The organism is Shinella sp. WSC3-e, from assembly GCF_945994535.1.
Taxonomy (GTDB): Bacteria; Pseudomonadota; Alphaproteobacteria; order Rhizobiales; family Rhizobiaceae; genus Shinella; species Shinella yambaruensis.
Window position 1 is genome coordinate 689,091 of sequence record NZ_OZ000531.1, and the last position, 23,555, is coordinate 712,645.

25 protein-coding genes are annotated in these 23,555 nt (G+C 66.2%); 4 read left to right on the forward strand and 21 right to left on the reverse strand.

The features are described from left to right. Window positions 1–6 precede the first annotated feature (6 nt). From AABF56_RS26375 to AABF56_RS26395, 5 genes are all read right to left on the reverse strand, one after another. Complete coding sequence (locus tag AABF56_RS26375) at window positions 7–1,188, reverse strand: serine hydrolase domain-containing protein (RefSeq protein WP_272808098.1); 1,182 nt, start codon at window positions 1,186–1,188, stop codon at window positions 7–9. A 78-nt stretch (window positions 1,189–1,266) separates the two neighbouring features. Then, a complete protein-coding gene (locus AABF56_RS26380; protein ID WP_272808097.1) occupies window positions 1,267–2,307 on the reverse strand; it encodes an ABC transporter substrate-binding protein in 1,041 nt (346 codons plus the stop codon). Window positions 2,308–2,342: 35 nt separating this feature from the next. After that, a complete protein-coding gene (locus AABF56_RS26385; protein ID WP_244766112.1) occupies window positions 2,343–3,146 on the reverse strand; it encodes an ABC transporter permease in 804 nt (267 codons plus the stop codon). Continuing rightward, complete coding sequence (locus AABF56_RS26390) at window positions 3,139–4,062, reverse strand: ABC transporter permease (RefSeq protein WP_244766111.1); 924 nt, start codon at window positions 4,060–4,062, stop codon at window positions 3,139–3,141. Before AABF56_RS26390 ends, AABF56_RS26385 begins: the two co-directional genes overlap by 8 nt. A 2-nt stretch (window positions 4,063–4,064) precedes the next feature. Further along, window positions 4,065–5,165 carry an ABC transporter ATP-binding protein gene (locus tag AABF56_RS26395; protein WP_443021182.1) on the reverse strand — a complete coding sequence of 367 codons (1,101 nt, stop codon included), beginning with the start codon at window positions 5,163–5,165 and terminating at the stop codon, window positions 4,065–4,067. Window positions 5,166–5,422: 257 nt separating this feature from the next. On the opposite strand from AABF56_RS26395, the gene AABF56_RS26400 reads away from it, so the two are divergent. Together AABF56_RS26400 and AABF56_RS26405 are read left to right on the forward strand one after the other, a co-directional pair. After that, window positions 5,423–6,109 carry a GntR family transcriptional regulator gene (locus AABF56_RS26400; RefSeq protein ID WP_244766110.1) on the forward strand — a complete coding sequence of 229 codons (687 nt, stop codon included), beginning with the start codon at window positions 5,423–5,425 and terminating at the stop codon, window positions 6,107–6,109. A 108-nt stretch (window positions 6,110–6,217) separates the two neighbouring features. Further along, window positions 6,218–6,385 (forward strand): hypothetical protein, encoded by a 168-nt coding sequence (locus tag AABF56_RS26405; protein ID WP_272808096.1) that lies wholly within the window; start codon window positions 6,218–6,220, stop codon window positions 6,383–6,385. Window positions 6,386–6,573: 188 nt separating this feature from the next. Here the strand turns inward: AABF56_RS26405 and AABF56_RS26410 are convergent, their stop codons facing one another. Both AABF56_RS26410 and AABF56_RS26415 read right to left on the reverse strand, forming a co-directional pair. Further along, window positions 6,574–6,780: a hypothetical protein gene (locus tag AABF56_RS26410; RefSeq protein WP_244766108.1), complete on the reverse strand. Its 207-nt coding sequence runs from the start codon at window positions 6,778–6,780 to the stop codon at window positions 6,574–6,576. A gap of 211 nt (window positions 6,781–6,991) precedes the next feature. Then, window positions 6,992–7,528 (reverse strand): NUDIX hydrolase, encoded by a 537-nt coding sequence (locus AABF56_RS26415; RefSeq protein WP_272808095.1) that lies wholly within the window; start codon window positions 7,526–7,528, stop codon window positions 6,992–6,994. A 508-nt stretch (window positions 7,529–8,036) separates the two neighbouring features. Here AABF56_RS26415 and AABF56_RS26420 point away from each other — a divergent pair. Beyond that, window positions 8,037–9,011, forward strand: a complete 975-nt coding sequence (locus tag AABF56_RS26420; RefSeq protein ID WP_272808094.1) for a threonine ammonia-lyase — start codon at window positions 8,037–8,039, stop codon at window positions 9,009–9,011. Window positions 9,012–9,030: 19 nt separating this feature from the next. Here the strand turns inward: AABF56_RS26420 and AABF56_RS26425 are convergent, their stop codons facing one another. After that, entirely contained in the window at window positions 9,031–9,468 is a 438-nt protein-coding gene (locus AABF56_RS26425; RefSeq protein WP_272808093.1) for an acyl-CoA thioesterase, read from the reverse strand. Window positions 9,469–9,557: 89 nt separating this feature from the next. Between AABF56_RS26425 and AABF56_RS26430 the strand changes: the two genes are divergently transcribed. Further along, window positions 9,558–10,514, forward strand: coding sequence for a LysR family transcriptional regulator (locus AABF56_RS26430; RefSeq protein ID WP_272808092.1), 957 nt, complete (start codon window positions 9,558–9,560; stop codon window positions 10,512–10,514). Between the two features lie 98 nt (window positions 10,515–10,612). On the opposite strand, the gene AABF56_RS26435 is transcribed toward AABF56_RS26430, so the two are convergent. The 13 genes from AABF56_RS26435 to AABF56_RS26495 all read right to left on the reverse strand — a co-directional run bounded on the left by AABF56_RS26435 (window position 10,613) and on the right by AABF56_RS26495 (window position 23,396). After that, window positions 10,613–11,641, reverse strand: a complete 1,029-nt coding sequence (locus tag AABF56_RS26435) for a histone deacetylase family protein (protein ID WP_272808091.1) — start codon at window positions 11,639–11,641, stop codon at window positions 10,613–10,615. After that, window positions 11,638–12,129, reverse strand: coding sequence for a GNAT family N-acetyltransferase (locus AABF56_RS26440; protein WP_272808090.1), 492 nt, complete (start codon window positions 12,127–12,129; stop codon window positions 11,638–11,640). Before AABF56_RS26440 ends, AABF56_RS26435 begins: the two co-directional genes overlap by 4 nt. 9 nt (window positions 12,130–12,138) lie before the next feature. Beyond that, entirely contained in the window at window positions 12,139–13,068 is a 930-nt protein-coding gene (locus AABF56_RS26445; RefSeq protein WP_272808089.1) for a 3-keto-5-aminohexanoate cleavage protein, read from the reverse strand. Between the two features lie 9 nt (window positions 13,069–13,077). Further along, on the reverse strand, window positions 13,078–14,448 hold the full coding sequence (locus tag AABF56_RS26450; RefSeq protein WP_272808088.1) for an aminotransferase family protein: 1,371 nt from the start codon (window positions 14,446–14,448) through the stop codon (window positions 13,078–13,080). A gap of 46 nt (window positions 14,449–14,494) precedes the next feature. Next, the gene (locus AABF56_RS26455) at window positions 14,495–15,241 is read right to left on the reverse strand and encodes an amino acid ABC transporter ATP-binding protein (protein WP_445190518.1); all 747 of its coding nucleotides are present in this window, start codon (window positions 15,239–15,241) and stop codon (window positions 14,495–14,497) included. A 14-nt stretch (window positions 15,242–15,255) separates the two neighbouring features. After that, entirely contained in the window at window positions 15,256–15,915 is a 660-nt protein-coding gene (locus tag AABF56_RS26460) for an amino acid ABC transporter permease (RefSeq protein ID WP_272808086.1), read from the reverse strand. Window positions 15,916–15,917: 2 nt separating this feature from the next. Then, a complete protein-coding gene (locus AABF56_RS26465; RefSeq protein WP_272808085.1) occupies window positions 15,918–16,568 on the reverse strand; it encodes an amino acid ABC transporter permease in 651 nt (216 codons plus the stop codon). A gap of 74 nt (window positions 16,569–16,642) precedes the next feature. After that, window positions 16,643–17,425, reverse strand: coding sequence for an ABC transporter substrate-binding protein (locus AABF56_RS26470; RefSeq protein ID WP_443021190.1), 783 nt, complete (start codon window positions 17,423–17,425; stop codon window positions 16,643–16,645). Between the two features lie 198 nt (window positions 17,426–17,623). Further along, a complete protein-coding gene (locus AABF56_RS26475; protein ID WP_272808083.1) occupies window positions 17,624–20,083 on the reverse strand; it encodes a glycoside hydrolase family 2 protein in 2,460 nt (819 codons plus the stop codon). Next, window positions 20,083–21,051, reverse strand: a complete 969-nt coding sequence (locus tag AABF56_RS26480) for a DUF1839 family protein (RefSeq protein WP_272808082.1) — start codon at window positions 21,049–21,051, stop codon at window positions 20,083–20,085. Before AABF56_RS26480 ends, AABF56_RS26475 begins: the two co-directional genes overlap by 1 nt. Before the next feature lie 2 nt (window positions 21,052–21,053). Then, a complete protein-coding gene (locus AABF56_RS26485) occupies window positions 21,054–21,968 on the reverse strand; it encodes an amino acid--[acyl-carrier-protein] ligase (RefSeq protein WP_244766095.1) in 915 nt (304 codons plus the stop codon). A 4-nt stretch (window positions 21,969–21,972) separates the two neighbouring features. Continuing rightward, window positions 21,973–23,145 (reverse strand): acyl-CoA dehydrogenase family protein, encoded by a 1,173-nt coding sequence (locus AABF56_RS26490; protein WP_244766094.1) that lies wholly within the window; start codon window positions 23,143–23,145, stop codon window positions 21,973–21,975. Then, the gene (locus AABF56_RS26495) at window positions 23,142–23,396 is read right to left on the reverse strand and encodes an acyl carrier protein (protein ID WP_244766093.1); all 255 of its coding nucleotides are present in this window, start codon (window positions 23,394–23,396) and stop codon (window positions 23,142–23,144) included. The genes AABF56_RS26490 and AABF56_RS26495 overlap by 4 nt, the downstream gene beginning before the upstream one ends. Window positions 23,397–23,555 lie beyond the last annotated feature (159 nt).

Here is a 23,555-nt window from a genome sequence, read left to right on the forward strand (position 1 = left end):
TCGCGTTCAGATTGCCCGGCGGCAGAGCGCCCGGAAGAAGGTGAAGATGTCCTGGTTCTCCTCGTCGCCCAGCGGTTCCGGCTGGGAGGAGAGTTTGACGATGACGGTCTCGGTGCTCGGATCGACATAGAGCCACTGGCCATGGATGCCGATCGCGCAGAAGGCGCCGTCGGCCTCGCCCGACTGATACCATTGGCTGCGGTAGCGCCCGTTCGGCAGGTCGACATTGCGGCCCTCTCGCCAGGCTTCGCGGTCGCCGTTCTCCTGCATGTCGCGGATCCAGCCTTCCGGCACGATCTGCCGGCCGTTGCGCACGCCGTGGTTCCGCAGCAGTTCGCCGAGGCGGGCAAGGTCGCGCGCCGTCATGGAGACACCGCCCGCGGTGCGCGGCGTGCCGATCGCGTCCACCGTGATATCGGCATTGCCCTTCGCGCCCATCGGCTTCCAGAGGAGATCGGAGGCGAGGTCGGCAAAACGCGCGCCCGTGACGCGCTCGATGACGACGCCGAGCAGGTCGGCATTCGGCGAGGCATAGTAGAACGGCCCGCCATGCGGCCGCTCGGCCTTCTGCAGGGTGATGAGGAAAGAGGCGAGCGTCTCCGGCGCGATGTCCGGTTCCGGCGGGTTCCACAGCATGGCGCGGCGATAGCGCGCGAAGGCGCCGTGCGGGTCGAGATAGGCTTCCTCGAAATCGAGGCTGACGCGCATGTCGAGCACGTCGCGATAGGTGCAGTCGCCATAGACGCTGCCCTTGGCCTCCGGCAGATAGTCCGTCACCGGGCGGTCGGGATCGATCAGCCCCTCGGCCTCCAGGATGCCGGAGATGACGGCCGTCAGCGACTTCGAGATGGAGAAGACGAGATGCGGCGCATCCGGGTCGGCATGCGGGGCATAATATTCCGCGACGACCTCGCCCCGGCGCATCATCACGAAGGCGTCCGTATGGGCGAAGTCGAGGAAGGCGCGGGCGCTCGGGGCGCCTGCAAGGCCGGTCTCCATCGCCGCATCGAGAAAGGCGTCGCTGGCGAGCGGCACTTCGGCGGCCGGCACCTCGGCCGCGATCACCGCCGTCGGCACGAGATCGCGGACATTCTGGAAGGTCCAGCGGCTATAGGGCGCGGTGCGCCAGTTGGCGAGCGTGATGTCCGCACGGGCAAAGCCGTGCCTGTCCTTGAATGTCTTGATCATGGCATATCCGACCGAAGCGCGGGAAGGCGCCAGGCCCTCCCGCGTACGGCCGTCCTCGTTTCCTTGCGGCCTTGCCGCTTACTTCTGCAGTTCGGTCCAGATCCTGGTATAAAGCTGCTGCACGTCCGGCTCGCAGCTGGCGAGGAACTCGCCCGCGGGCTGGAATTCAGCCGGCACGACCAGTTCCGGCGCATCCTGCATTTCCGCCGGCAGGAACTTTTCCGAACCCTTGATGCCGTTGGAATACTTGGCGAAGGCGGAGATCAGGGCCGCATTCTCCGGATCCATGATGAAGTTCATGAACAGCTTGGCGTTCTCGGCGTTCTTCGCGTCCTTGAGGAGCGCGACGCTGTCCATGAAGTAGGGGAAACCCTCCTTCGGATAGCCGAACTTGATGTCCGCGTTCTTGATGCGCGAGCGCATGATGGCGCCGTTCCAGTAGTAGACGGCCGCATAGTCGCCGGCCGGCAGCTTCTCCGTCACGCTGTAGTCCATGGCGAGCCATTTGGTCTTCGCCTCGACGAGCTTGTCGCGGACCTTGCGCAGGACGTCCTTGTCCGTCGTGCACCAGTCGCCGCCGAAATACTTGATGGTGGCGAAGAGGACGTCGTTCATCTCCGGCGCCACGTTGATCTTGCCGGCCAGCTCCTCCGGCGGATCGAGGAAGATCGCCGAGGTGTTGATGTCGCCCTTGTAGACCGAGGTGTTGACGCCGATGCCGGTCAGACCCCACTGCCACGGAACGGTATAGTGGCGGCCCGGATCCCACGGCACGTCGACCCAGCGCTCGTCGACATTCTTGAAGTTCTCCATCTGGTCCGGCCGGGCTTCCTGCAGCAGGCCTTCCTTGATCCAGATCTGCACGTAGTTCGCCGAGGGCACGACGACATCGAAGCCGTGGCCGCCGGCGCGGACCTTGGCGAGCGCCGTGTCGTTCGAATCGTAGTCGGTGACCGTGACCTTGACGTCGAACTTCTCCTCGAACTTCTTGATCAGTTCCGGATTGGTGTAGTCGCCCCAGTTGTAGATGTTGAGCTGGCCGGCCGCCGAAGCGGCATTCGCCGCGAACAGCATGGCAATCGCCGCCGTCGCTGTCGTCGTCATCCAATTCGTTTTCATTCTCTGTTCCTCTCTGTCGTTGTTCGTCGAGATGATCACTGTTTTTTCCGGTTGATGAAGAAGAAGACCACGACGAGCGCCGTCGAAAGCGCCAGGAAGACCGTGGCGATGGCATTGATCTCGGGTGTCGTCTCGCGCCGGAGCTGTCCCAGCATATAGGTCGGCAGGGTGTCCTGTCCGCCGGATTTCACGAATTCCGTGATGACGACGTCGTCCAGCGAGATGACGAAAGCCAGCATGAAGCCGGCGATGACCGCCGGGCGCAGCAGGGGCAGGGTCACGTGCCGGAAGGTCTGCCAGCGCGTGGCGTAGAGGTCGGCCGCCGCCCGCTCCAGCGTCAGGTCCATGCTCTCCAGCCGGGCGCGGATGGGCAGGTAGGCGAAGGGGATGCAGAAGGCGGTGTGCGCGACGACCAGGTAGCCGAGGCCCGAATAGCCGGTCCAGACCTTGATGCGCGAGAAGACGATGAGCAGCGCCACGGCCGTGACGATCTCCGGCACCATGAGCGGCTGGTTGATCAGCGCATATTTGAAGGTGAGGCCGCGATAGGGCGTCGTGCGTGTCGTCGCAAGGGCCGCCATGGTGGCGGCGATCGTGGCGAGGAAGGCCGCCCAGATCGCGATGATCAGCGACCGGATGGCCGCGTCCTGAACGGCCGCGTTCTGCCAGGCCGCAACGAACCAGCGCGCGGAGAACCCATCCCAGCGCGACAGGGATTCCGCGCCGTTGAAGGAGTAGATGACCAGCGCGGCGATCGGCAGGTAGAGCGCGAAGAAGGTGAAGAGGGTGATGAACCCGAAGCCGGGCTGCGAGCGGATGTCGAAATGCGACTTAAACATGGCTCGAACCTCCGCGCGAGGCGTTGCGCACGTAGAAGATCAGCGCGACCATCACCAGGGCCATCAGGGTGATCGACATGGCGGCGCCGAGCGGCCAGTTGCGGCCCGAGCCGAACTGCATCTCGATGAGGTTGCCGAGCATCATGTTCTTGCCGCCGCCAAGCACGCGCGGAATGACATAGGCGCCGAGCGACGGGATGAAGACGAGGATGGAGCCGGCGATGATGCCGGGCTTGACCAGCGGGATCACGATGCGGCGCAGGACCTGCAGGCGGCTCGCATAGAGATCGTATCCCGCCTCCACCAGCCGGAAGTCGAGCTTCTCGATCGAGGCATAGAGCGGCAGCACCATGAGCGGCAGGTAGACATAGGTCATGCCGAGCAGGTTGGCCGTGTCCGTATACATGATCTGCAGGGGCGAATCGATCACGCCGAGCCAGATCAGGGCATTGTTCAGGAGGCCCTCGTTGCGGATGACCTGCTGCATGGCGAAGGTGCGGATCAGGAGGTTGGTCCAGAACGGGATCGTGACGAGGAAGACCCAGATCTCGCGGGTGTGCGGCGGACGCGTCGCGATGAAATAGGCGGTCGGAAAACCGAGGATCAGGGTGAGGAGCGTCGTGAAGAACGACAGCTGGAGCGAGCGCCAGATGATCGACAGATGCGCATCCGCAAGGCCGAGCGTATCGTCGAATATGTCGCGCTGGAAGAAGACCGAGACCCAGCCCTCGAGCGAGAACTCCCCGAACCTGACGTCGCCGTAGTCGCCCTTCGCCATGAAGGAGTAGAGCAGCATCACGAGCAGCGGGCCGACGGCCGCAAAGAAGATGATGAGCAGGGCCGGCGCGCTGAGCAGCCAGCGGGAGCGGATATCCTGTTTCTGCGCCGCCAGAGCGGCTTCCTGTGCGCCGCTCATCGTCAGTCCCTCAGGATCTGGGCGACGTCGTCGCTGAGGTTGATGCCGACCGCTTCGTCCTTGGAAAAGCCACAGGACCCGCTGCGGGCATTCTGCTGGCGCACGGTGAAGGTCGTGCCGTCCTCGAGGCGGATGTGGAAATGCGTGTCCGTGCCGAGATAGACGATCTCGCGGATGATGCCGCGCAGCACCGAGGCGGGCGAGGGGGCTCCGACCTGGGCATGTTCGGGACGGATGACGACCGTCACCTTGCCGCCCGGCGTCACGTCCGCCGGGAAGGTCGCCGGGATCTCCGTGCCGGAGGAGAGCCGCACGCGCGCCCGGTCGCCGGAAACCGCGACGACCTCGGCTTCCAGAAAATTCGTCTCGCCGATGAAGTCGGCCACGAAACGCTCGGCCGGGCGGTCGTAGATGTCCCAGGGCGAGCCCACCTGGCGCACCGTGCCCGTCGACATGACGGCGATGCGGTCGGACATGGTGAGCGCTTCCTCCTGGTCGTGCGTGACGAAGACGAAGGTGATGCCGGTTTCGGTCTGGAGGCGCTTCAACTCCATCTGCATGGACTTGCGCAATTTCAGGTCGAGCGCGGAAAGCGGCTCGTCGAGCAGGAGTACCTTCGGCCGCGGCGCCAGTGCCCTGGCGAGCGCCACGCGCTGCTGCTGGCCGCCGGAAAGCTGCGTGACCGGGTTGCCGCCGCGTCCTTCCAGATGAACAAGCTTCAGCATGTCATTGACGACGCTGTCGATTTCCGACCGGGGCTTGCCGAGCATCTTGAGGCCGAAGCCGATGTTCTCGGCCACCGTCAGGTGCGGGAAGAGAGCGTAATTCTGGAAGACCGTGTTGACCGGCCGCTGGTTCGGCAGAAGGCTGGAAATGTCCACCCCGTCGAGCAGGACCTGTCCTTCGGTCGGCAGCTCGAAGCCGGCGATCATGCGCAGGAGCGTGGTCTTGCCGCAGCCGGACGGGCCGAGAAGGGTGAAGAACTCGTTCGACCGGATATCCAGCGTCACGTCGTCGACGGCCTGGAAATTGCCGAACCATTTCTTGATGCCATGCATGCCGATGGCGCCGCCATGGGCCGCGGTCGTTCGGGTCTCAGTCATCGGTTCCCCGTTTATCGTCCGGCGTCCCGAGCTTCCTCCGCCCAGAGCGCCGGCTGTCCTCTGTCCGGCCGCTGATCACGGCTCTTATGTGATAGGCTTGACTTGCTTATGATCACAACAAATCATAATTTGATCAAATCTGTAAAGGGCCATTTTGAGCTTTGCGACTTTATCCGCCCTGCGTGCAAGGGCCGCAAAATTCAGCCCGGAGACGATAAGCCGGCATAGACCGGGTCGACAGACGGGAGGGTTTCAGCATGCTGGTTGCAGCCGGTCGCGAAGCGTCCGAATCCGCCAAGCAATGGGTCTACCGCGTGCTGCGGCGGGCCGTGATGACGGGCCAGTTCGAGCCGGGCGATCCGGTGACGATCAACGGGCTGGCCGAAACCCTCGGCGTCAGCGCCATGCCGGTGCGCGAGGCGCTGCACAGGCTGGTCGCCGACGGGGCGCTGGAACTGCTCGACAATCGCCGCGTCCGCGTGCCGGATCTCGATCCGCAGCGCTTCGAGGAGGTGCTGGAGGCGCGGATCGCGCTCGAAACCCGGGCCGCCGAACGCGCCATGCCCTTCATCGACGAGGCGCGGCTCGCCCGCCTCCGCGCCTTCGACCAGCAGGCCGACGAGGCGCTGGCGCGGCGCGATTTCGGCCGCCTCGTAGAGGCGAATTTCGACTTCCACCGCTGCCTCTACGAGGCACGGCCCGGCACGGTGATGCTGCCGCTGATCGAATCCCTCTGGCTGCGCCTTGCCCCCTTCATGCGCCGGGCGGGCGAGACCCTGTCGACCACCTACCAGATCGACCGCCACGCCGAGGCGCTCGCCGCCATCGTCGCGCGCAACCCCGAGGCGCTCAAGGCCGCGATCGCCGCGGACATCCGCGACGGCACGGGCCATCTCGGCCACAAGCATTTCGAGCAGATGGGCGTCGGGGGAAGGGCGGTGTGACCCCGCCGGACGACCCCATCCATGATCTTCCTCGGGGGCGCTTGCCGAAAGGGGCAAATCGCCGGTAAAGCTCTCGGCGACCGCCACGCCTGCGCACCGGAGGATGCCATGAACGAGAACAATGTTCTGAAATTCGAACGCCGGAAGCCGCAGCAGGACGACAAGAACAAGCCGAAGGCGCCGCCACCGAAGAAGGGCCTGATCTGGATCGCCGTCCTCGTCGCAGTCGCGCTCGTCTGGGCCTACTACCAGTTCATCGCCCCGCAGTCCGTCTAGCATTTCCGCTTTTTTCCACTCGGCCGCGCCATTCTCGATCCCGCCCGGCAGCATATGGAAGTCGCATAAGCTGAATTATGGAACCATCGGTGCACATCCTTGGCCTCCGCGGCAACATGACCGGACGCTTGAGGAAGAGAGGCGGCGAACGATGCCGCCAAGGCCATCGTTCGCCGCCTCTCATGCCGCTAGAAGCTGGCGCCGACCAGCTTTTCCGTCAGCGCGTTGCGATCCTCGATGGATTGCAGGCGCACCGTCAGGGCCGTGCTCTTCACCGGAACCTGCGGCGGCAGGGAGAAGGCGATGCCCGGCAGGTTCTCGGCCGCCCATTGCTTGAAACGGGGCAGCTTGTTCGGGCCACTGATGGGGAATGTATGGCTGTATCGAAAGCGCATGTCTGGCTCTTTCCGAATAGGAGCAGGCGGCGGCGCAGGGATGCGGCCGGCCTTGCTCGACAGGTTTTCATCTTGGGTCGGGAGGCGACATCCTGGCGCCGCTCTTGCATTCGCAGTCAGCAGCGCCAGGCCGTCAGCAGTCGGCGGCGGTCCTGCGGAAAGGACGTCGCGCAACGCGGCGGGCCGGGCGTGGCGAAACCATCGCGCTACCTCACCGTCTACCGGCCCGCGGTTCGCCGGGCGAATCTTTCCGCCCGCCAAACGAGCCGAACGGTCGCAGCGCCTCCGGCGCGCCATCGAGCGTCCTCACGAAGGCGGCAAGCTCCGCGTCGCCGAGCCGGTCGGCCGCCGCGGCGAGGGAGAACCAGCGGCGCTGCCTTTGCCCCTTCTCGCGCCAATGGCTCAGCGTGCCGCGCACCTTCATGCCGAACACCGTGACGTGGCAGGGAACTTCCGAGCCGTCGTCCAGCGCCTTCATGTAGCGGTAGAAGGTCACGGGCGAAGGCGAGATATCGCCGATGACGCCGGCCTCCTCGAAGGCCTCCCGGGACGCCGCAGCGACCGCCGAACGCCCCCGCATCGGCCATCCCTTGGGCACGATCCATCGCCCTCGCCTGCGCGAGGTGATGAGCAATATCTTCGGCTCGCCGTCGCGTCGAAGACGCCAGGGAAGCACCCCGACCTGCTGCAATTCGTCGGGACCGCCGGCCTGCGCGGCAGGGGCGCTGGTACACGTTGCGCCGCTCATCATCCCCTCCCCCCGCCGGGCCGCAAGAACGCTGCCGTGCGGCGGACGCCGGAGGCGGCACGCACGAGAACGGGCGCCCTGCACCAGGGGCAGCGGCTGGCCGCGCGCGGGAGATGCCGGTCGCAGGTGAGGCAGATTCTGGGGGCGTGAGGCAAGGACATGGATATGCTCCATCGGAACGCCGCAAGGGCGAGACGATATGAACCGCACTGTTGGATCGTGTGGGTTCCCGGAGCGGCGGGATCTGCGGCGGCGTTACAGGGTCAAGACAGCCGGCTCCGGGTCAGGGAGCGCGCTTGATCGCGAAGCCTCGAAATTCTGACGGACGTTTCCATGCACATGACCTGCAATTGGCCGTTCAATGCGGCAATTTCAAGAGGGTGCGTCCTTCTGCTGCATGGTGCCGTTCGAGGCGCGGACGCTCCTGTCACCATGACAAGAACGGACATTCTCAAGCGTGCGGCGGCATTCTATGAAACGGGTACCGCATCAGCCGAAAGCCCGCTCCATGACATCCATCGAAATGATCGTCGCCGCCAGATCCCGCCTGCAGGGCCATGCCCGGCGGACGCCGCTCTTGTCCTCGCCCTTCCTGGAGGAGATGGCGGGGCGGCGCGTCCTCGTGAAGGCGGAATGCCTGCAGCACACCGGCTCCTTCAAGTTCCGTGGCGGCTGGTCCGCCCTTTCGGGGCTGGTGCCGGAGGTGCGCAAGCGCGGCGTGATCGCCTTCTCGTCGGGGAATCATGCCCAGGGCGTTGCCCTCGCCGCCACGCGGCACGGCGTTCCGTCCGTCATCATCATGCCCTCCGACGCGCCGAAGCTGAAAATCGAGAACACCCGCGCCTTCGGGGCCGAGGTCGTTCTCTACGACCGCGGCACGGAAGACCGGGACGCCATCGGCGCGCGGCTGTCCGAAGAGCGCGGCCTGACGCTGATCCGGCCCTTCGACGAGCCGCTGGTCATCGCCGGCCAGGGCACGACCGGCCTCGAAATCGCGGAGCAGACGGAAGAGGAAGGCATAACGACAGCCGAGGTGCTGGTGCCCTGCGGCGGCGGCGGGCTCAGTTCGGGCATCGCCCTTGCCCTCGAGGCCACCGCGCCGGGCTTCACCGTGCGCCCCTGCGAGCCGGAAGGTTTCGACGACACCACGCGCTCGCTGGCGGCCGGAAAGATCGTGCGGAACGCCACGATGACGGGCTCGATCTGCGACGCGATCGTCACGCCGGAACCGGGCAGGATCACCTTTCCCATTCTGCAGCGCCTGGCCGGGTCCGGCATCGCCGTGACGGAGGAGGAGGTGCTGCGCGCCATGGCGCTCGCCTTCAAGCGGCTGAAGATCGTCGTGGAACCCGGCGGAGCCGTCGCCCTTGCGGCGGCGCTGTTCCACGGCGCCGCGATCGAAGGCGATGCCGTGATTGCCGTGACCTCCGGCGGCAATGTCGATACGGACCTGTTCGCCGCGGCGCTCCGGCGCTTCGGCTGAGGGCGCGGCCGTCCTTCAGCTATACGCCGTCAGGGCCATCCCTATCCGTCTCGGCAAGGGGGCGAACCCCGCTCAGAAGCACCTCCGGCAGGGGGCGGGCCTCCCGTCGCGCGAGGTCGAAATAGACCGAGACGGCGACAAGCTCGGCATAAAGCTGGTCGTCCGCCTTGTTCGTCAGCCGGTGGCGGGTGGTGAGCGAGGTGCGCCCGACCTTCACGACGGCGCTGCGGACCTCGAACAGGCTGCCGACCGGCAGCTCCCGGCGGAAGTCGATCTCGTAGCGGCGGTCCGCCCAGCCCTCCTGCCGCTCGGCAATCCACGTCGCCGAATAGCCGGCCGCGGCGATGAGATGCCAGAACGCCTGGTCGAAGGCCGCGATGTAATATTGCACGTTCATATGCCCCATCGCATCGCACTGCGCGGGATAGACGACGCCCTGATAGGTCAGAAGCGGCATGGCGGATCTCCTTTGTCCGGTTGAACCCTTTGACGCCCGATAGGCCCATGCAATAGTTGCCGCCCGAAGCATAACTCCGGGAAATGCACATGGCGCGGCAAAGACGGCGTTTCGTCTGGGAAATCGACTGGAACCTGCTCAGGACCTTCATGGTCATCGTGCAGGAGCGCGGACTGACGGCGGCGGGCGAAAAGCTCTCCCTGAAACAGCCGACCGTCAGCAATGCGCTGAAGCGGCTGGAGACCCATATGGGCTGCCGGCTCGTCGAGCGGAACGCCTCGCATTTCGCCGTCACACCGGCCGGGCAGCGGCTGTTCAGCGAATGCATCGCGCTGTTCGAGATCGTTTCCGGGCTGCCGCAGCAGATGGAGGAGCAGCCCGGCGACCTTACCGGCCATATCGAGATCGCGCTGGCAAGCCATGTCGTCTGCCCGTTCCTCGACGAGGTGCTGGCCGGCTTCCATACGACCTTTCCGCAGGTCACGCTGTCGCTCTCCGTCGCCTCCAGCCAGGAGGTGATGGCCGCCGTACTCAACCGCGATGCCGGTTTCGGCGTCTGCCTGATGCAGGAGCGGCATCCGAAGCTCGAATACGACGTGCTCTACCGGGAGAGTTTCGGCTATTTCTGCGGCGCGCGGCATCCGCTGTTCGGCGTGGCGGACCTGCCGCTGCAGGCGCTGCGCCAGGAGCCCTACGTCTCCTTCAAGACGGACCAGATGTCCGGCGCGCTCTGGCCCGTCGCGCTGCTGCGCCAGCAGGAGGGGTTCGAGGGCCAGACCGTCGGCACTTCCTCGCATCTGGAGGAGGTCAAGCGGCTGATCATCGCCGGCTTCGGCTTCGGGCCGCTGCCGATCCATGTGGTGGTGGAGGACGTGCGCGCCGGCCGCCTCTGGCGCCTGCCGCCCTATGAGGATCCGCCGGTCATCGACGTGCACCTCGTCTATGACGGCACGGCCCGCCGCAGCCGCGCCGAGACGATCCTGCTTGCCGAACTGCGCCAGGCGATCGCCACGATACCCTTCGCGCAAAGGACCTATCCCGCATAGAGCATTTCCGCTTTTCCCCGAATCGAGAAAACGCTCTATCTGTTTGTTTTCACGCAATTCCGGACGCAAAACCGCTTCGCACTTCTGCTGGAATTGCCCTAGCCGTTTCTCGCACCGAAACCGGCAAGGAAGGCCGTCAGGTTGTCGCCAAGCGCGTCGCAGAGATAACCGCCCTCCTGCACGATGACCGTCGGCAGGCGCAGCGCCCCGATCACTTCCGCGATGCGCGCAAAACCCGGCGTCGAGACCGAGAGGCCACCGAACGGATCCTTTTCGAAGGCATCCAGGCCGAGCGCCACGACGAGCGCGTCGGGCGAGAAGGCCTCGACCCGGCGGATGGCGGCGGCCAGCGCCTCCAGATAGACGTCGTCGCCGGATCTGCGCGGCAGCGGCAGGTTGAGATTGTAGCCGAGGCCAAGCCCCTCCCCCCGCTCGTCGGCATGGCCCCAGAAGAAGGGGTAGAAGCGCACCGGATCGGCATGGATCGAGACCGTCAGCACGTCGGCGCGCTCGTAGAACATGCCCTGCGTGCCGTTGCCGTGGTGCAGGTCGACATCGAGGATGGCGACGCGTTTTGCCTGCCGCAGCAGGTGCTGGGCGGCGATGCCGGAATTGTTGAAGAAGCAGAAGCCGCCGGCGACATCCCGGAAGGCGTGGTGGCCCGGCGGGCGGCAGAGGGCATAGGACCACCTCTCGCCGGCCATGACGGCCTCGGCGGCGGAAACGGCGGTGGAGGCGCTCCAGCGCGCGCTCTCGAAGGTATGCTCGGAGATCGGGCAGGACGTATCGGCCATGTGATAGCCGGCCTGTCCGACCGCCGAGGCGGGGTAACTGCCGGTGCGGGCGATCGGGTGGATGTTGGGGATGACCTCGGCCGAGGCGCCCTCGATGCGCTGCCAGCGCTCGTGGATGCGGCCCAGGAAATCGATGTATTCCGGCGTGTGCACGGCGGAGACCGGCGCGAGGCCGTGGTCCTTCGGCCGCACGATCGCCATGCCCGCCGCCCGCGCGCCGGCCAGCAGGCGCTCGACGCGTTCCGGCTGCTCCGGGTTCGGTTGCGGCGCGCCGCTGGAGAGGAAGAAGCTCGGATCGTGGCGTTTCTGTTCTTCGGCAAAAAAGGTCTTCATGGCTCTCCCTCGGCGAATGCGTCGAAATCCGCGCCCTTGATCATGTGGATCTGCTCGCTGCGGGAATGGCGGATCCCGAGGCGATCGTAGAGGCCCTGCGCGCGGAGATTGTCCACATCGACCGACAGGCGCATGTAATGGGCGCCGCGCGCCCAGCCGCGCCGCGCGGTGGCGCGCAAAAGCCGCTCGGCGATCCGCCGTCCGCGAAAGGCATCGGCGACGAAGAGGTCCTGAACATAGAGGCCGGGCTCGCCCATCCAGGTGGAAAAGCTCGGAAAGCTCAGGCACAGGCCGGCAAACGCCGCCCCCGCCTCGGCGATCAGCACCTCGAAGGCCGGCGTTTCGCCAAAGCCGTGGCGGCGCACGTCCTCGACGGTGGAGACGAACTTCGCCTCGGCGCCCATGTCCACGGCCATCGTCTTCAGGGCCGCGTGGATGGTCTCCGCGTCATCCGCGACGGCCGGCCGGATCGTGATGTCGTCCTGCATGTCCCCTCCTCAGAATGCGACGCGATCGCCGCCCTTGAGGCCGAGCATGGCGCGCGCCTCGTCCGGCGTCGCGACCTCCAGCGAAAGGCCCTCGAGGATCGCACGGATGCGTCGTACCTGATCGGCATTCGAGGCCGCAAGCGCGCGGCCGTCGAAAAGGCTGTCCTCCAGGCCGACGCGCACGCTGCCGCCCATGGTCGCCGCCATGGTGATCATCGGCATCTGCCTGCGCCCGGCGGCAAGCACCGAGAAGCGGTAATCCTCGCCGAACAGCTTGTCGGCGATGCGCTTCATATGGACGAGGTTTTCCGGATCCGCGCCGATGCCGCCGAGCACGCCGAAGACGAACTGCATGAAGGGCGTGCCGGGAACGAGCCCGCGGTCGCGGAAATGGGCGAGCGTGTAGAGATGCCCGACATCGTAGCATTCGAACTCGAAACGCGTGCCGCAGCCTTCGCCGAGGCGTTTGAGGACCGTCTCGATATCGGCGAAGGTGTTGCGGAAGATCGTGCCGCGCGTCGCCTCCAGGAGCTCGGGCTCCCAGGCATGTTTCCATGCCCGCGGCCGGTCGAGCATCGGGTAGAGGCCGAAATTCATCGAGCCCATGTTGAGCGAGCACATTTCCGGCTCGGCGGCGAGCGCCGCCGCCAGCCGGTCCTCCAGCGTCATGACGGAGGAGCCGCCGGTGGTGATGTTGATCACCGCATCGCTCGCCTGCTTGATGACCGGCAGGAAGCGCATGAAAACCTTCGGGTCGGCCGTCGGGCGACCGTCTTCCGGGTCGCGGGCGTGCAGGTGCAGGATAGAGGCGCCCGCCTCCGCCGCCGCGATCGCCTCGGACGCGATGTCCTCGGGCTTGTAGGGCAGATGGGGCGACATGGAGGGCGTGTGCACCGAGCCCGTCACCGCGCAGGTGATGATAACCTTGTTCGATTTCATGGCCGGCTCCTATCTGCCGACCGGCAGCGAAAGCTCGCCGGCAAGCTGCGCCAGCGTCGCATCGAGGATCGTCACGATCTCGCCGACCTGAGCCTCGGTGGTGATCATCGGCGGGCAGACGAGGAAATGGTCGCCCTCGACGCCGCCGCGCGTGCGGCGCGAATAGATGATGAGGCCGCGCTCATAGGCGATGTCGACGACGCGCTGGTGCGCCTCCAATGCCTTGGGCAACGGCGTCATGGTCTTGCGGTCGGAGACGAATTCGGCCGCGAGCAGCAGGCCCTTGCCGCGCACGTCGCCGATGAACGGGTAGCGTTCGGCAAGGCCCTCCAGTTCGGCCTTCAGAAGCGCGCCGATGCGGGTGGCGTTGCCGAGCAGATCCTGCCGCTCGATCTCTTCGAGCACGGCAAGGCCGGCGGCGCAGGCAAGCGGGTTGCCGGCATAGGTGTAGCCATGGGCGAAGCCGCCGCGGTCGAGCACCGGCTTCACCAGCCGCGAATGGGCGATCATCGCGCCGAGCGGGCAATAGCCGGCGCCGAGGCCCTTGGAGAGGGCGACGATATCGGGCCGGCAATTCCAATGGTCGCCGCCGAGATAGCGGCCGGTGCGGCCGGCCCCGCTCATCACCTCGTCGTGGACCAGCAGGATGCCGTACTTGTCACAGATCTCGCGGATGCGCGGATAGTAGCTGTCGGGCGCGACGAGCGCACCGGTGGAAGCGCCGCCGATCGGCTCCATGATGAAGGCGAGCACGCTTTCCGCCCCCTCCTCCAGGATCTTCTCCTCCAGCATGTCGGCATAGCGGATGCCGCGCTCCTCCATCGAGAAGTTGTCGCGGTCGAGATAGGCGGTGGGTGCCTTGATGTGCGGCATGTCGCGCAGCATCGGCAGGAAGGGTTTCTTCAGCGCGTCATAACCGGTGACGGCGAGCGCGCCGAGGGTCGAGCCGTGATAGGAGGGGAAGCGCGAGATCACCTTCCAGCGCTCCGGCTGGTCGGTGGCGAGCGCCCATTGCCGGGCGAGCTTCAGGCAGGATTCCACCGCCTCCGAGCCGCCGGAAACGAAGAACACCCGGTCGAGGCCCTCCGGCATGTAGCCGGAAAGGCGGCGTGCCAGGTCTTCCGCCGGCTGGTTCTCGAAATGCAGGCGGTAGGCGAAGGTCGCCTTGTCCATCTGGCGCTTCATGGCGTCGAGCACGTTGCGGTTGGAATGGCCGATATTGACGACCATCGCCCCGCTGGACCCGTCGATGACCTTCCGGCCATGTTCGTCCCAGATGTAGATGCCCTCTGCCCGGTCGGCGAGCGGCCGACGCATGCGGGACTGGTAGAAGAGGTGGGATGCCGGGCGTTCGCCCGTCGCGGTCAGGTGCTGGCTCATGATCGATCCATGACAGGAGGATGCGGTTTTCAGCGGCCGGGAAATCCTAGCCGTTGAGGAATTTCTTCAGGAAGCTGCGGGTGCGCTCCTGCTTCGGATTGCGGAAGAGCTCGGCCGGGCTGCCCTCCTCCACCACGGCGCCGTCTGCCATGAAGATCACCCGGTCGGCGACTTCGGCGGCAAAACGCATCTCGTGCGTGACGATGACCATGGTCATGTGCTCGCTCGCAAGCTGCTTCATGACGAGGTTGACCTCGTCCACCAGCTCCGGGTCAAGCGCCGAGGTCGCCTCGTCGAAGAGCATGACCTTCGGCTGCATGGCGAGCGCCCGCGCGATCGCAACGCGCTGCTTCTGCCCGCCCGAAAGGCGCGCCGGGAAGGCGTCGATCTTGTCGGCAAGGCCCACCTTGTCGAGCATCTTCAGGGCGAGCGCCCGCGCCTCGGCCTTCGCCATGCCCTTCAGCTTGATCGGGGCGATGGTGATGTTTTCCGCGACGCTCAGGTGCGGGAAGAGGTTGAAGTGCTGGAACACCATGCCCATCTGCTGGCGCACGCCGTTGATGTGCCGCTCGAAGAAACGGCGGTCAAGCTTTTGATTTACCTGCACGCCATCGAGCCATACCTCGCCGCCGTCGAGCGTTTCGAGATGGTTGATCGAGCGCAGCAGCGTGCTCTTGCCCGAACCGCTCGGGCCGATGACCGCGACGATCTGGCCGCGCGCCACGCTGAAATCGATGCCCTTCAGCACCTCCAGCGGCCCGAAGAACTTTCTGGCGCCGCGCACCTCGATCATCGGACGGGTATCGTTCATCGCGAAAGCTCCACTTTCCGTTCGATCCCCCTGAGGACCGCTTCGAGGATGAGATTGAGACCATAATAGAGGGCGGCGGCCGTCAGGTAGAATTCGAAGGGCCGGTAGGTCTCGCTGATGACGAGCTGGGCGCTGTGCACCAGTTCGGCGATGCCGATCATCGAGACGATGGAGGATTGCTTCAGGAGCGCGATCATCATGTTGCCGACGGCGGGCACCGTATTGCGCACTGCCTGCGGCACGACGATGTAGATCCGCGTCCGCCAGGCGCCGAAGCCGAGCGAGCGCGCCGCCTCCGTCTGCCCCCTGTCGAGCGAGGCGATACCGGCGCGAAAGATGTCGGCATTGTAGACGGCGAAATGCAGGCTGAGGGCGACGATGCCCGACCAGATGGCCGGAATGTCGATGCCGATCTGCACGAGGCCGAAATAGATGAGGAAGAGCTGCAGGAGCAGCGGCGTGCCCATGAAGAGCCACATGAAGAGGCGCACCGGATAGCGCACGACCGGCGAAGCATAGAGCACGAGAAGGGCAAAGCCGATGCCGGCGAGAACGCTGAGCACGGCGGAGGCGGTGGAGATGACGACGGTCCACCACAGGCCCTTGCCGATCAGCGGCCAGTATTCGGGGACGATGCTGAAATCGAGACCCTGCATCTTCACGCCTCCCCGGCATAGGCGCGGTCGAGACGGTCGACGAGGAGCGTCAGGCCGTAGACCATGATCATGTAGAGCACCGCCGTCACCGCGAAGATCTCGAACGGCTTGTAGGTGGAGCCGATGAAGCGCTGCGCCGTATAGGTGAGCTCCACCACCGAGATGGTGGCGACGAGCGCCGTGCCCTTGACCAGCGCCACGGCATTGACGCCGAGCGGGCGGATCATCAGCTTGGCGGCCTGCGGCAGCACGATCCAGCGCATGGACTGGCCCTCGCCGAAACCGAGCGAGCGCGCCGCCTCCATCTGCCCGCGATCGACCGAGAGCACGCCGCCGCGGATCGACTCGGCCATATAGGCCGCGATGTTGAGGCCGAGCGCGATGGCGCCCGCGGCGAAGGGGTCGAGCTGGATGCCGACCTGCGGTCCGCCGAAATAGAGCAGGAAGATCTGGATGAGCGCCGGCGTGCCGCGAAAGACGCTGACATAGGCCGCGCCGGCAAAGCGCAGGGCCGCGACATGCGAGAGGCGGAGCATAGCGACAAGCGCCGCCACGGCAAGGCCGAGGGTAAGCGACAGCAGTGAGAGCTCGACGGTCGTCCAGGCCGCCTGGACGAAGACTGGGAAAATGCGGCCGATGAGTGCGATATCCATTGCCGGATCCTCGACGATCGGTCAGCCGGCCGGCAGTCTCCTGCCGGGCCGGCCCTTTCATGGGCGGGGAGAGATCAGCGGATGTCCGCGCCGACCCACTTCATGGCGATGGCCTCGTAGGTGCCGTCGGCCATCATGTCGTCGAGCGCCTTCTGCATGGCGGCCTTCAGCTCCGGATTGCCCTTGCGGATGGCGATGCCGATCTTGTCCTCGGTCCCGGCGAATTCCGGCACGTCGAGCTTGGCGACCTTCTCGCCCGTCTCCTTGACGGCGATTGACACCGGCACGGCATCGACGATCATCGCCTGGATGCGGCCGGCCTTCAATTCGAGGAAGAGTTCCGGCAGGCCCTTGTAGGTGCGGATCTCCCAGCCGCCGCGCTCGCGCGCCCATTTCTCGTGGGTCTCGCCGAGCGTCACGCCGATGGTCTTGTCCTTGAGGTCGTCGATCGACCTGATCTCGGACCCCTCGGTGACGAAGACGCCGCGGCCCGACTTGTAATAGGGACCGACGAAATCGACGGCCTTTTCGCGCTCCGGGGTGATGGTCATGCTGCCGATGACGGAATCGTACTTGCCGGCAAGCAGGCCGGCGATGATGCCGTCCCAGGCGGTACTGACGCCGGCGCCCTTCACGCCAAGGCGCTTGGCGATCTCGTTGCCGATATCGACGTCGAAGCCGACTGTCTGGTTGCTGTCGTCGACGAAGCTGAAGGGCGGATAGGCGCCGCTGTTGGCGAACTTGAATTCGCCCGCGGCCTTGATGGTCTCGAGATCGTCGGCGCTCGCGGCAAGCGGCGTCCCGAGAACGGAAAAGGCAAGGCCCGTGGCCACGGCATAGGACAGGATGGTCTTCAACATGATTGTTCCCCTTGTTGGTGCAGGATCACCGCCGGAGCAATGACGCCCTCAAGGAAAATATGCCGGCAAGCCGATGCATTTCGCAAATAGATATATGAAATGCACTTCATAGAAACCAAGAATGATTCGATCGGCATGCCGGTCGCGATAGCCTTGGCGCGGGCGCGCAGCAGGAACGGCCGCCCGTTCGAAGGCTCAGATGGATATGACGGCCTCGGCGCCGATGCCGCGGACAGTGCCGTTCGGCCGCGCCAGGGGGTCGGTGCCGGCGCAAGGCAGAAGACGGACGCTTCTCACGCCGCCCGGCGCCAGATGGAACCAGTTGTCGGCCGGCAGGAAGCCGTCGATCTCGATGGCGACCGACTGGGCGAAGCGGTCGGCCGAGAGGTCGAGCAGCCAGCCTTCCGCATCCTGCCGGAGGACTGCCGTCAGGACGGCGGGAGAGATCGCCTCCGCGCGGCCGCGGGGAAAATGGAAGGCTTCCGCGACGGTGGTCCCGCCCGCATCGACGAGCCGTCCGACCGTCACGTCATGGGATGGCGGGCCGAAGCGGAAGGCGTAGGTCGTGTCGAGGAAGGCGCCGAAGAGCGCGGTTGCCGGCAGCGTCTCGGCGGAATGCGGGGAAAGCGTCATCTCCCTGCGGCCGGAGACGACCGGCTGCCGGCCGTGGCGCAGGCAGGAAAGCTCCAGCACCAGCTGCCGTTCGTCCGGCCCGTCGTTCAGCACGTGTATGTCGAGCCCGTTCGTGCCTTCGTCGCTGAGCGTGATCTGCAATGGCCGGAAGGCGCGGCGCAGCGCGTGCCAGACGGATTTCGGCAGGCCCGTCGCGTCGACGATGCCCCAGCCGGCGCCGGGCAGGAGATCCTGGAAGGTCCAGACCAGCGCGCCGTTGCATGGGCTTTCCGCGCGGCGCCATTCGGCAAAGGTCGCCTCCATCACCTCGCCGACGACGGCGCGCGAAAGATCGAGGTAACGGGCCGGATTCTCGCGGCGCAGCCGCGCCGGTTCAAGGCCGTAGAGCAGGCCGAGATAGTGATCGCGCACATCCTCGAAATCCCAGGAGGCGCCGCGATCTCTCGGCACACGGGCTTTCCAGCGCGGGTCATGCACGGCGGGCACCGGCAGGTGTGCGTCGAGCGTCGCCTGTTCCGGCACATTGGCGAAGGCGAGGCTTTCGGCGGAAAAACGGACCGCCGCGCGGCGCGCGTCCTCCAGAGGCCGGCAATAGGCGCCGACGCCATAGTAGTGCGTGACGCCGGCATTCGGCGAGAAGGGCATGGCGCCGCCGCCCGGGGAGTTCTCCACATAAGGCACATCGGGCCGACAGGCCGCGGCGACGGAGGGCAGGATCTCCCGGGTCAGCGGCCCGGCCCAGGCCGCTTCCGGCAGGCCGAGCATCGCCGCCTGCTGGTCGATCTCGCTGCCGCCGCACAGAACGGCAAGCGACGGCGAGGCGGCTGTCGCCTCGAGGAACTGGACGGCTTCCTTCCGCACCTTGTCGGCAAAGGCCGGATCGCTCACCGGGTAATCGAAATTGGCGAACTGGAAATCCTGCCAGACCATCAGGCCGAGTTCGTCGCAAAGCGCGAAGAAATCCGGCGTCTCATAAGCCATGGTGCCGCCGATGCGCAGCATGTTCATGCCAGCCTCGGCCGCCAGCCGCAACAGCGGCGCGTATCGTGCGCGATCGCCCGGCAGGTCGACGATGTCGGCACTGGTCCACACCGCACCGCGGCAGAAAATCTTCACGCCGTTGACGGAGAGCGCGAAATCCCGGCCATCCGCGCCACGATCGATCGTGATGCGGCGGAAGCCGGTGCGGCCGACCGCATGGCGCTGTCCGCCCGCAATCAAGGCCACCTCATGCAGCGCCGGCCGGCCATGACTGCGCGGCCACCAGGCCTCGACACGGGGAATGGCAAGGCTTGCGCGGAACCGGCCCTCGCCGTCGGGCACGGCCACGGCGGTGACCCCGGCGCATTCGAGGATGGGCGGAGCCGTTCCGTCGAGAGAAAAACGCACATCGAGCCGGCCGGCGCCGTCTTCGTCGAGGCGGGCGGCCAGCTGGACGTCGCCCGGCAAGGCCGGCATGGGCCGCGAGAGGCGGACGGGCCGCCAGGGGCCGGCGGCGTGGACTTCGGGGCACCAGCCCGGCATGCGGCCGAGCAGGGTGGTGCGCACGAGGCGCAGGCCCTGCGGCGTGATCATCTGCGGCCGCCAGCGCGCACGCGGACCGCGTTTCTCCAGATGCGGCTTCAGCGCGCGGAAGCAGAGCGCGAGGCGGTCGTTGCCGGCGAGCATGACAGGGAGGTTGTGGCGCACGAACATGCTGTCGGAGGACAGGACGAGCGCGCCGTTCCACCAGACTTCGGCGATCGTGGCGAGACCGTCGAAATGCAGCACGGCGTCGCCCGGCGCCTCGCCGGCGAGGTCGAGCACGTACCAGGCATCGAGATGGTCGAGCGGGTCAGGCGCCGTGCGGTCGAAGCGGCCGGCGCGCTCCAGCGCCCCGGCGACCGTGCCCGGCACGGGAGCCTCGATGAAACCGGAAAGGCTTTCGAGCGCCGCCGGGTCCGCGGCGGCGCCGGCCGGCGTCAGCACCATGCGCCAGCCGCCGGAGAGGGGCCTTCCGATCGCAGGCATCCGGTCCTCCATCAGCCGATGCGGGCGGCGAGTGTTGCCATCAGCCGGTCCCAGGCCTCGACAGCCGGATCGAGCGCGCTCGCCAGCGGATCGAACCTGCGGCGCGTCACGGCGCGGGCGAGCTGGAACTGCACGGACTTCGCCGTCTCGGAGATTTTCCGGGCGGCATCGGCGGCCTCCGCGAGCCTGCCGTCCGGGGCGATCCAGTCGAGATGGCTGCCGGCAAGCTCGAAATTGGCGCCGAGCTGGCGCAGCGTGTTGAAGGCATATTTGTGGAAGAAACCGAAGGGACGATCGGCCACCGCTTCCACCTGGCTCGGAAAGAGCGTCGCGAAGGCGGCCACCGGGTTTTCCGCCGGGCGGCGGGCGAAATGCGCGGCAAGCAGGCGTTTCGCCTCGCGGCGCAGATGGATTTCGTCCGGCCGCTTTTCCGGGAACTTGGCGAATTCCGCATAGGGCAGGAAAGGCAGGTCGTCGGGGCCGTCATTGAGATGGAACAGGCCGTCGAAGTCTTCCCCCTCCAGCCGGAAGAAGCCGGCATTGTGGAAATAATCGAGCCGCTTTCCTTCAGGGTCCAGCCGGTTGATCGCCACCGTCGTCTTGCCATGCTCCTGGCCATAGGCGACGCCGCGGGTGTCCGGCATGTAAAAGCTGTCCATCTCGACGAGGCAGAGGCGGCCGCGCGCGATCTGCGTTGCGACATGGGTCTCAACCCTGTCGAAGATGGCGAGTTCCGTGCAGCGGATGCCGTACAGGCTTTCGAGGTCTTCCAGCGGGACCTTGAAGAAGGTGAACTGGTCGCTCTCGAAATCCTGGGTCAGGGAGAAGCCGAGCATCGCCTCGGGTGCGGCGCCGAAGGCGTTCAGCACCTCGATCCAGAGGTCGACGTAGCAATTCGTCTCCGGCCACATGCGCTCCGCGTCGTGCAGCGCGTGCGGCCGCCAGGTCTCGGGGTCGGCCCCGGGGAAGACGGCGGCCATGCTCAGTCCCGATATCCGAGCGTCTTGCGGACGGCTTCCGGCCAGGCGGCGATGTCGAGGCCGTGGCGGGCGAAGAGGGCGAGCGCGATGCGCTCCAGGCCGAAGCCGACGCAGGCGGTGTGCGCGACGTCGCCGTTCTCGAGATTGAGGCCCCATTTCGCGCCGAAGGCGTCCTGATGGTAGTTGAAGCTCATGCAGGCGGTCGGCTTGGCGGCCGAGGTCACCGGAATGAGCAGCTCGAACTTGAGGTTCTGGTCGCGCTGGTTGTTGGCGAGCATGCGGCCGGCGCGGCCGAAGAACGGGTCGTTGGCCACGTCGATCGTGACATCGAGGCCGACCTTTTCCATCATTTCGAGGCCACGGTCCATCCAGGTCTGGCGGAAGGTCGTCACATGTTCCTGCGTGCCCATGCAGACATATTCGCGCATGCGGAAGAGCTGCTGACGGGCCGGGTCGTTCGAGGGCTCATGGCGGAAGCAGTAGGACTGGAGATCGTAGAGCCCGCCCTTGGCCGGCAGGCGGCCGCGCTTGGCGATCGTCGGATAGAGCGGATAGCACGCGGCCGGCGTCAGCACGATGTCGGTCGCCTTCTGGTCCTTCGTCCAGTCGCCGCCGACCTCCATGCATTGCAGGAGGCTCATATGGTCGAGTTCGCCGCCGCAGAAGCTGTGCACGGTGCCGGCGAGCTGCGGAAAGCTCTTCATGTAGCCGGAGGTCTCGAAATGCGCACGGTTCATGCCCGGCGGAAAGCGCATCGCTTCCGCGCCGTCGGCGCCGCCATAGGCGTCGATCAGCCGCTCGAAGCGGGCGATGACGTCCTCGAAGGCCCCGCTGCGGCCATAGAGGCCTTCGACGCCGGTATCGATGAGCAGGCCCGAATCGAAGAGCCGGTCGAGAAGAGAAGTCTGCATATCCATGGTGTCACCCGATCAGGCTGGTGTCCTGCTTGTGCACAAGCAGGAGGTTCGACGTGTTGCCGAGGATGCGGTCGTTGGAGATCATCAGCTGGGCGGAATGCGCGTCGCGCAGGTGCCGGCCGAGGCTGAAGGGCGTGCCGTTCTTGTAGCCCATGATGCCGCAGATCAGCATGGCCTGGTTGATGATCGCGAGGATCGTCTCGGAGGAGGCGATCTTCACATTGTTCATCGCGACGGCGAAGCCCATGGAGGAGAGCCGGTCCGGATCCGCCTTGGCGGCTTCGTATTCCTTGAGGCCGGCGATCGTGTTGGATTTCACGAGCTGGAGAAGGTTGGAGGCCTCCGCAAGACGCAGCGCGCCGGGCGGCGTCACGCCGGGGCTCTTGCGGGCGGCGGCGCGGACGAAGGCCTGCGCGCGGGCGACGGCGTTGACGGCGATGCCGTACCAGACGGCGCTCCAGAGAAGGTGCGAGGTTGCGAGCATCGACTGCGCGGCGATCTCGGCGAACGGCTTGGGCAGGATCTGCGCCTTCGGCGCCTCCCCCTTGAAGAGCCAGCCGTCCGAGCAGGTGCCGCGCATGCCGAGTGTGTCCCATACATGGGTCTGCTCCAGCGTGTACTGGTCCCTGGTGAAGACGGTCATGACCTGGTCGGTCGAGGCGGCGTCCGCATGGGCACGCGAGGTGATGAGGATCGCGTCTGCATGCGCGCCGTAGGAGATGACGGTCGCGTCCTTGGTGAGGCGGCAGGTGTCGCCGTCGATCTCGATGGCGCAGATGCTGTTGCGCAGGTTCCCGCCGATGCCGCCCTCGGTCGTCGCGGAGGCAAGGAGAAGCTGCTCGTCGCAAATGCGGCGCATGAAGGCGCTGTGCCAGGCATCGCCGGCGCCGTGCGAGACGAGGCTCGACAGCTTGATGTGGTGCATGGCGAAGACCATGGCGGCGGCCGAGCAGGCCTGGCCGAGCACCGAACAGACCTCGGCGATCTCCGAGATCGAAGCATCCTCGCCGCCGAGCGCGACGGGCACCTGGATGGAGAGCAGCCGTTCGGCGATCATCGCCTCGACGGCCTCCCGCGGGAAGCGGCCCTTGGCGTCCACGTCGTCGGCATGCGCTGCGGCCACGGCGGAGACGCGCTCGGCGCGCTCCGCGAGCCCCTTCCCGACGGTGACGGTCATTCGGCCGCCTCCGCATTGCCGACAAGGCCGGCCACCGCCCGCGTGATCGCGTCGATGCTCTGGAAGGACTTGCGATTCAGCAGATTGTCGGGGAATTCGACGTCGAAGGCATCCTCGATGCCGAGCATCACCTGCACGGAGGCGAAGGAGGAGAGACCGGCCGCGTAGAGATCGGCATCATCCGCGAGCTGGTCGACCGGCGTCGGCAGGCCGCCGTGTTTCGTCAGGATATCACGAATCTTCTGCTTCATGGTCTTCTCCGTCGTTTTCAATGCCGGCCGGACAGCGGGCTCTTGGCTTATCGTTCCGAAGAGGCATAACCGACGGTTGATAAGATCGACTGAAAGGACATGGATAAGATTTCGTGAAGCCGGCGAGATGCATGGATCGAGACGGGACGTGCCATTGCG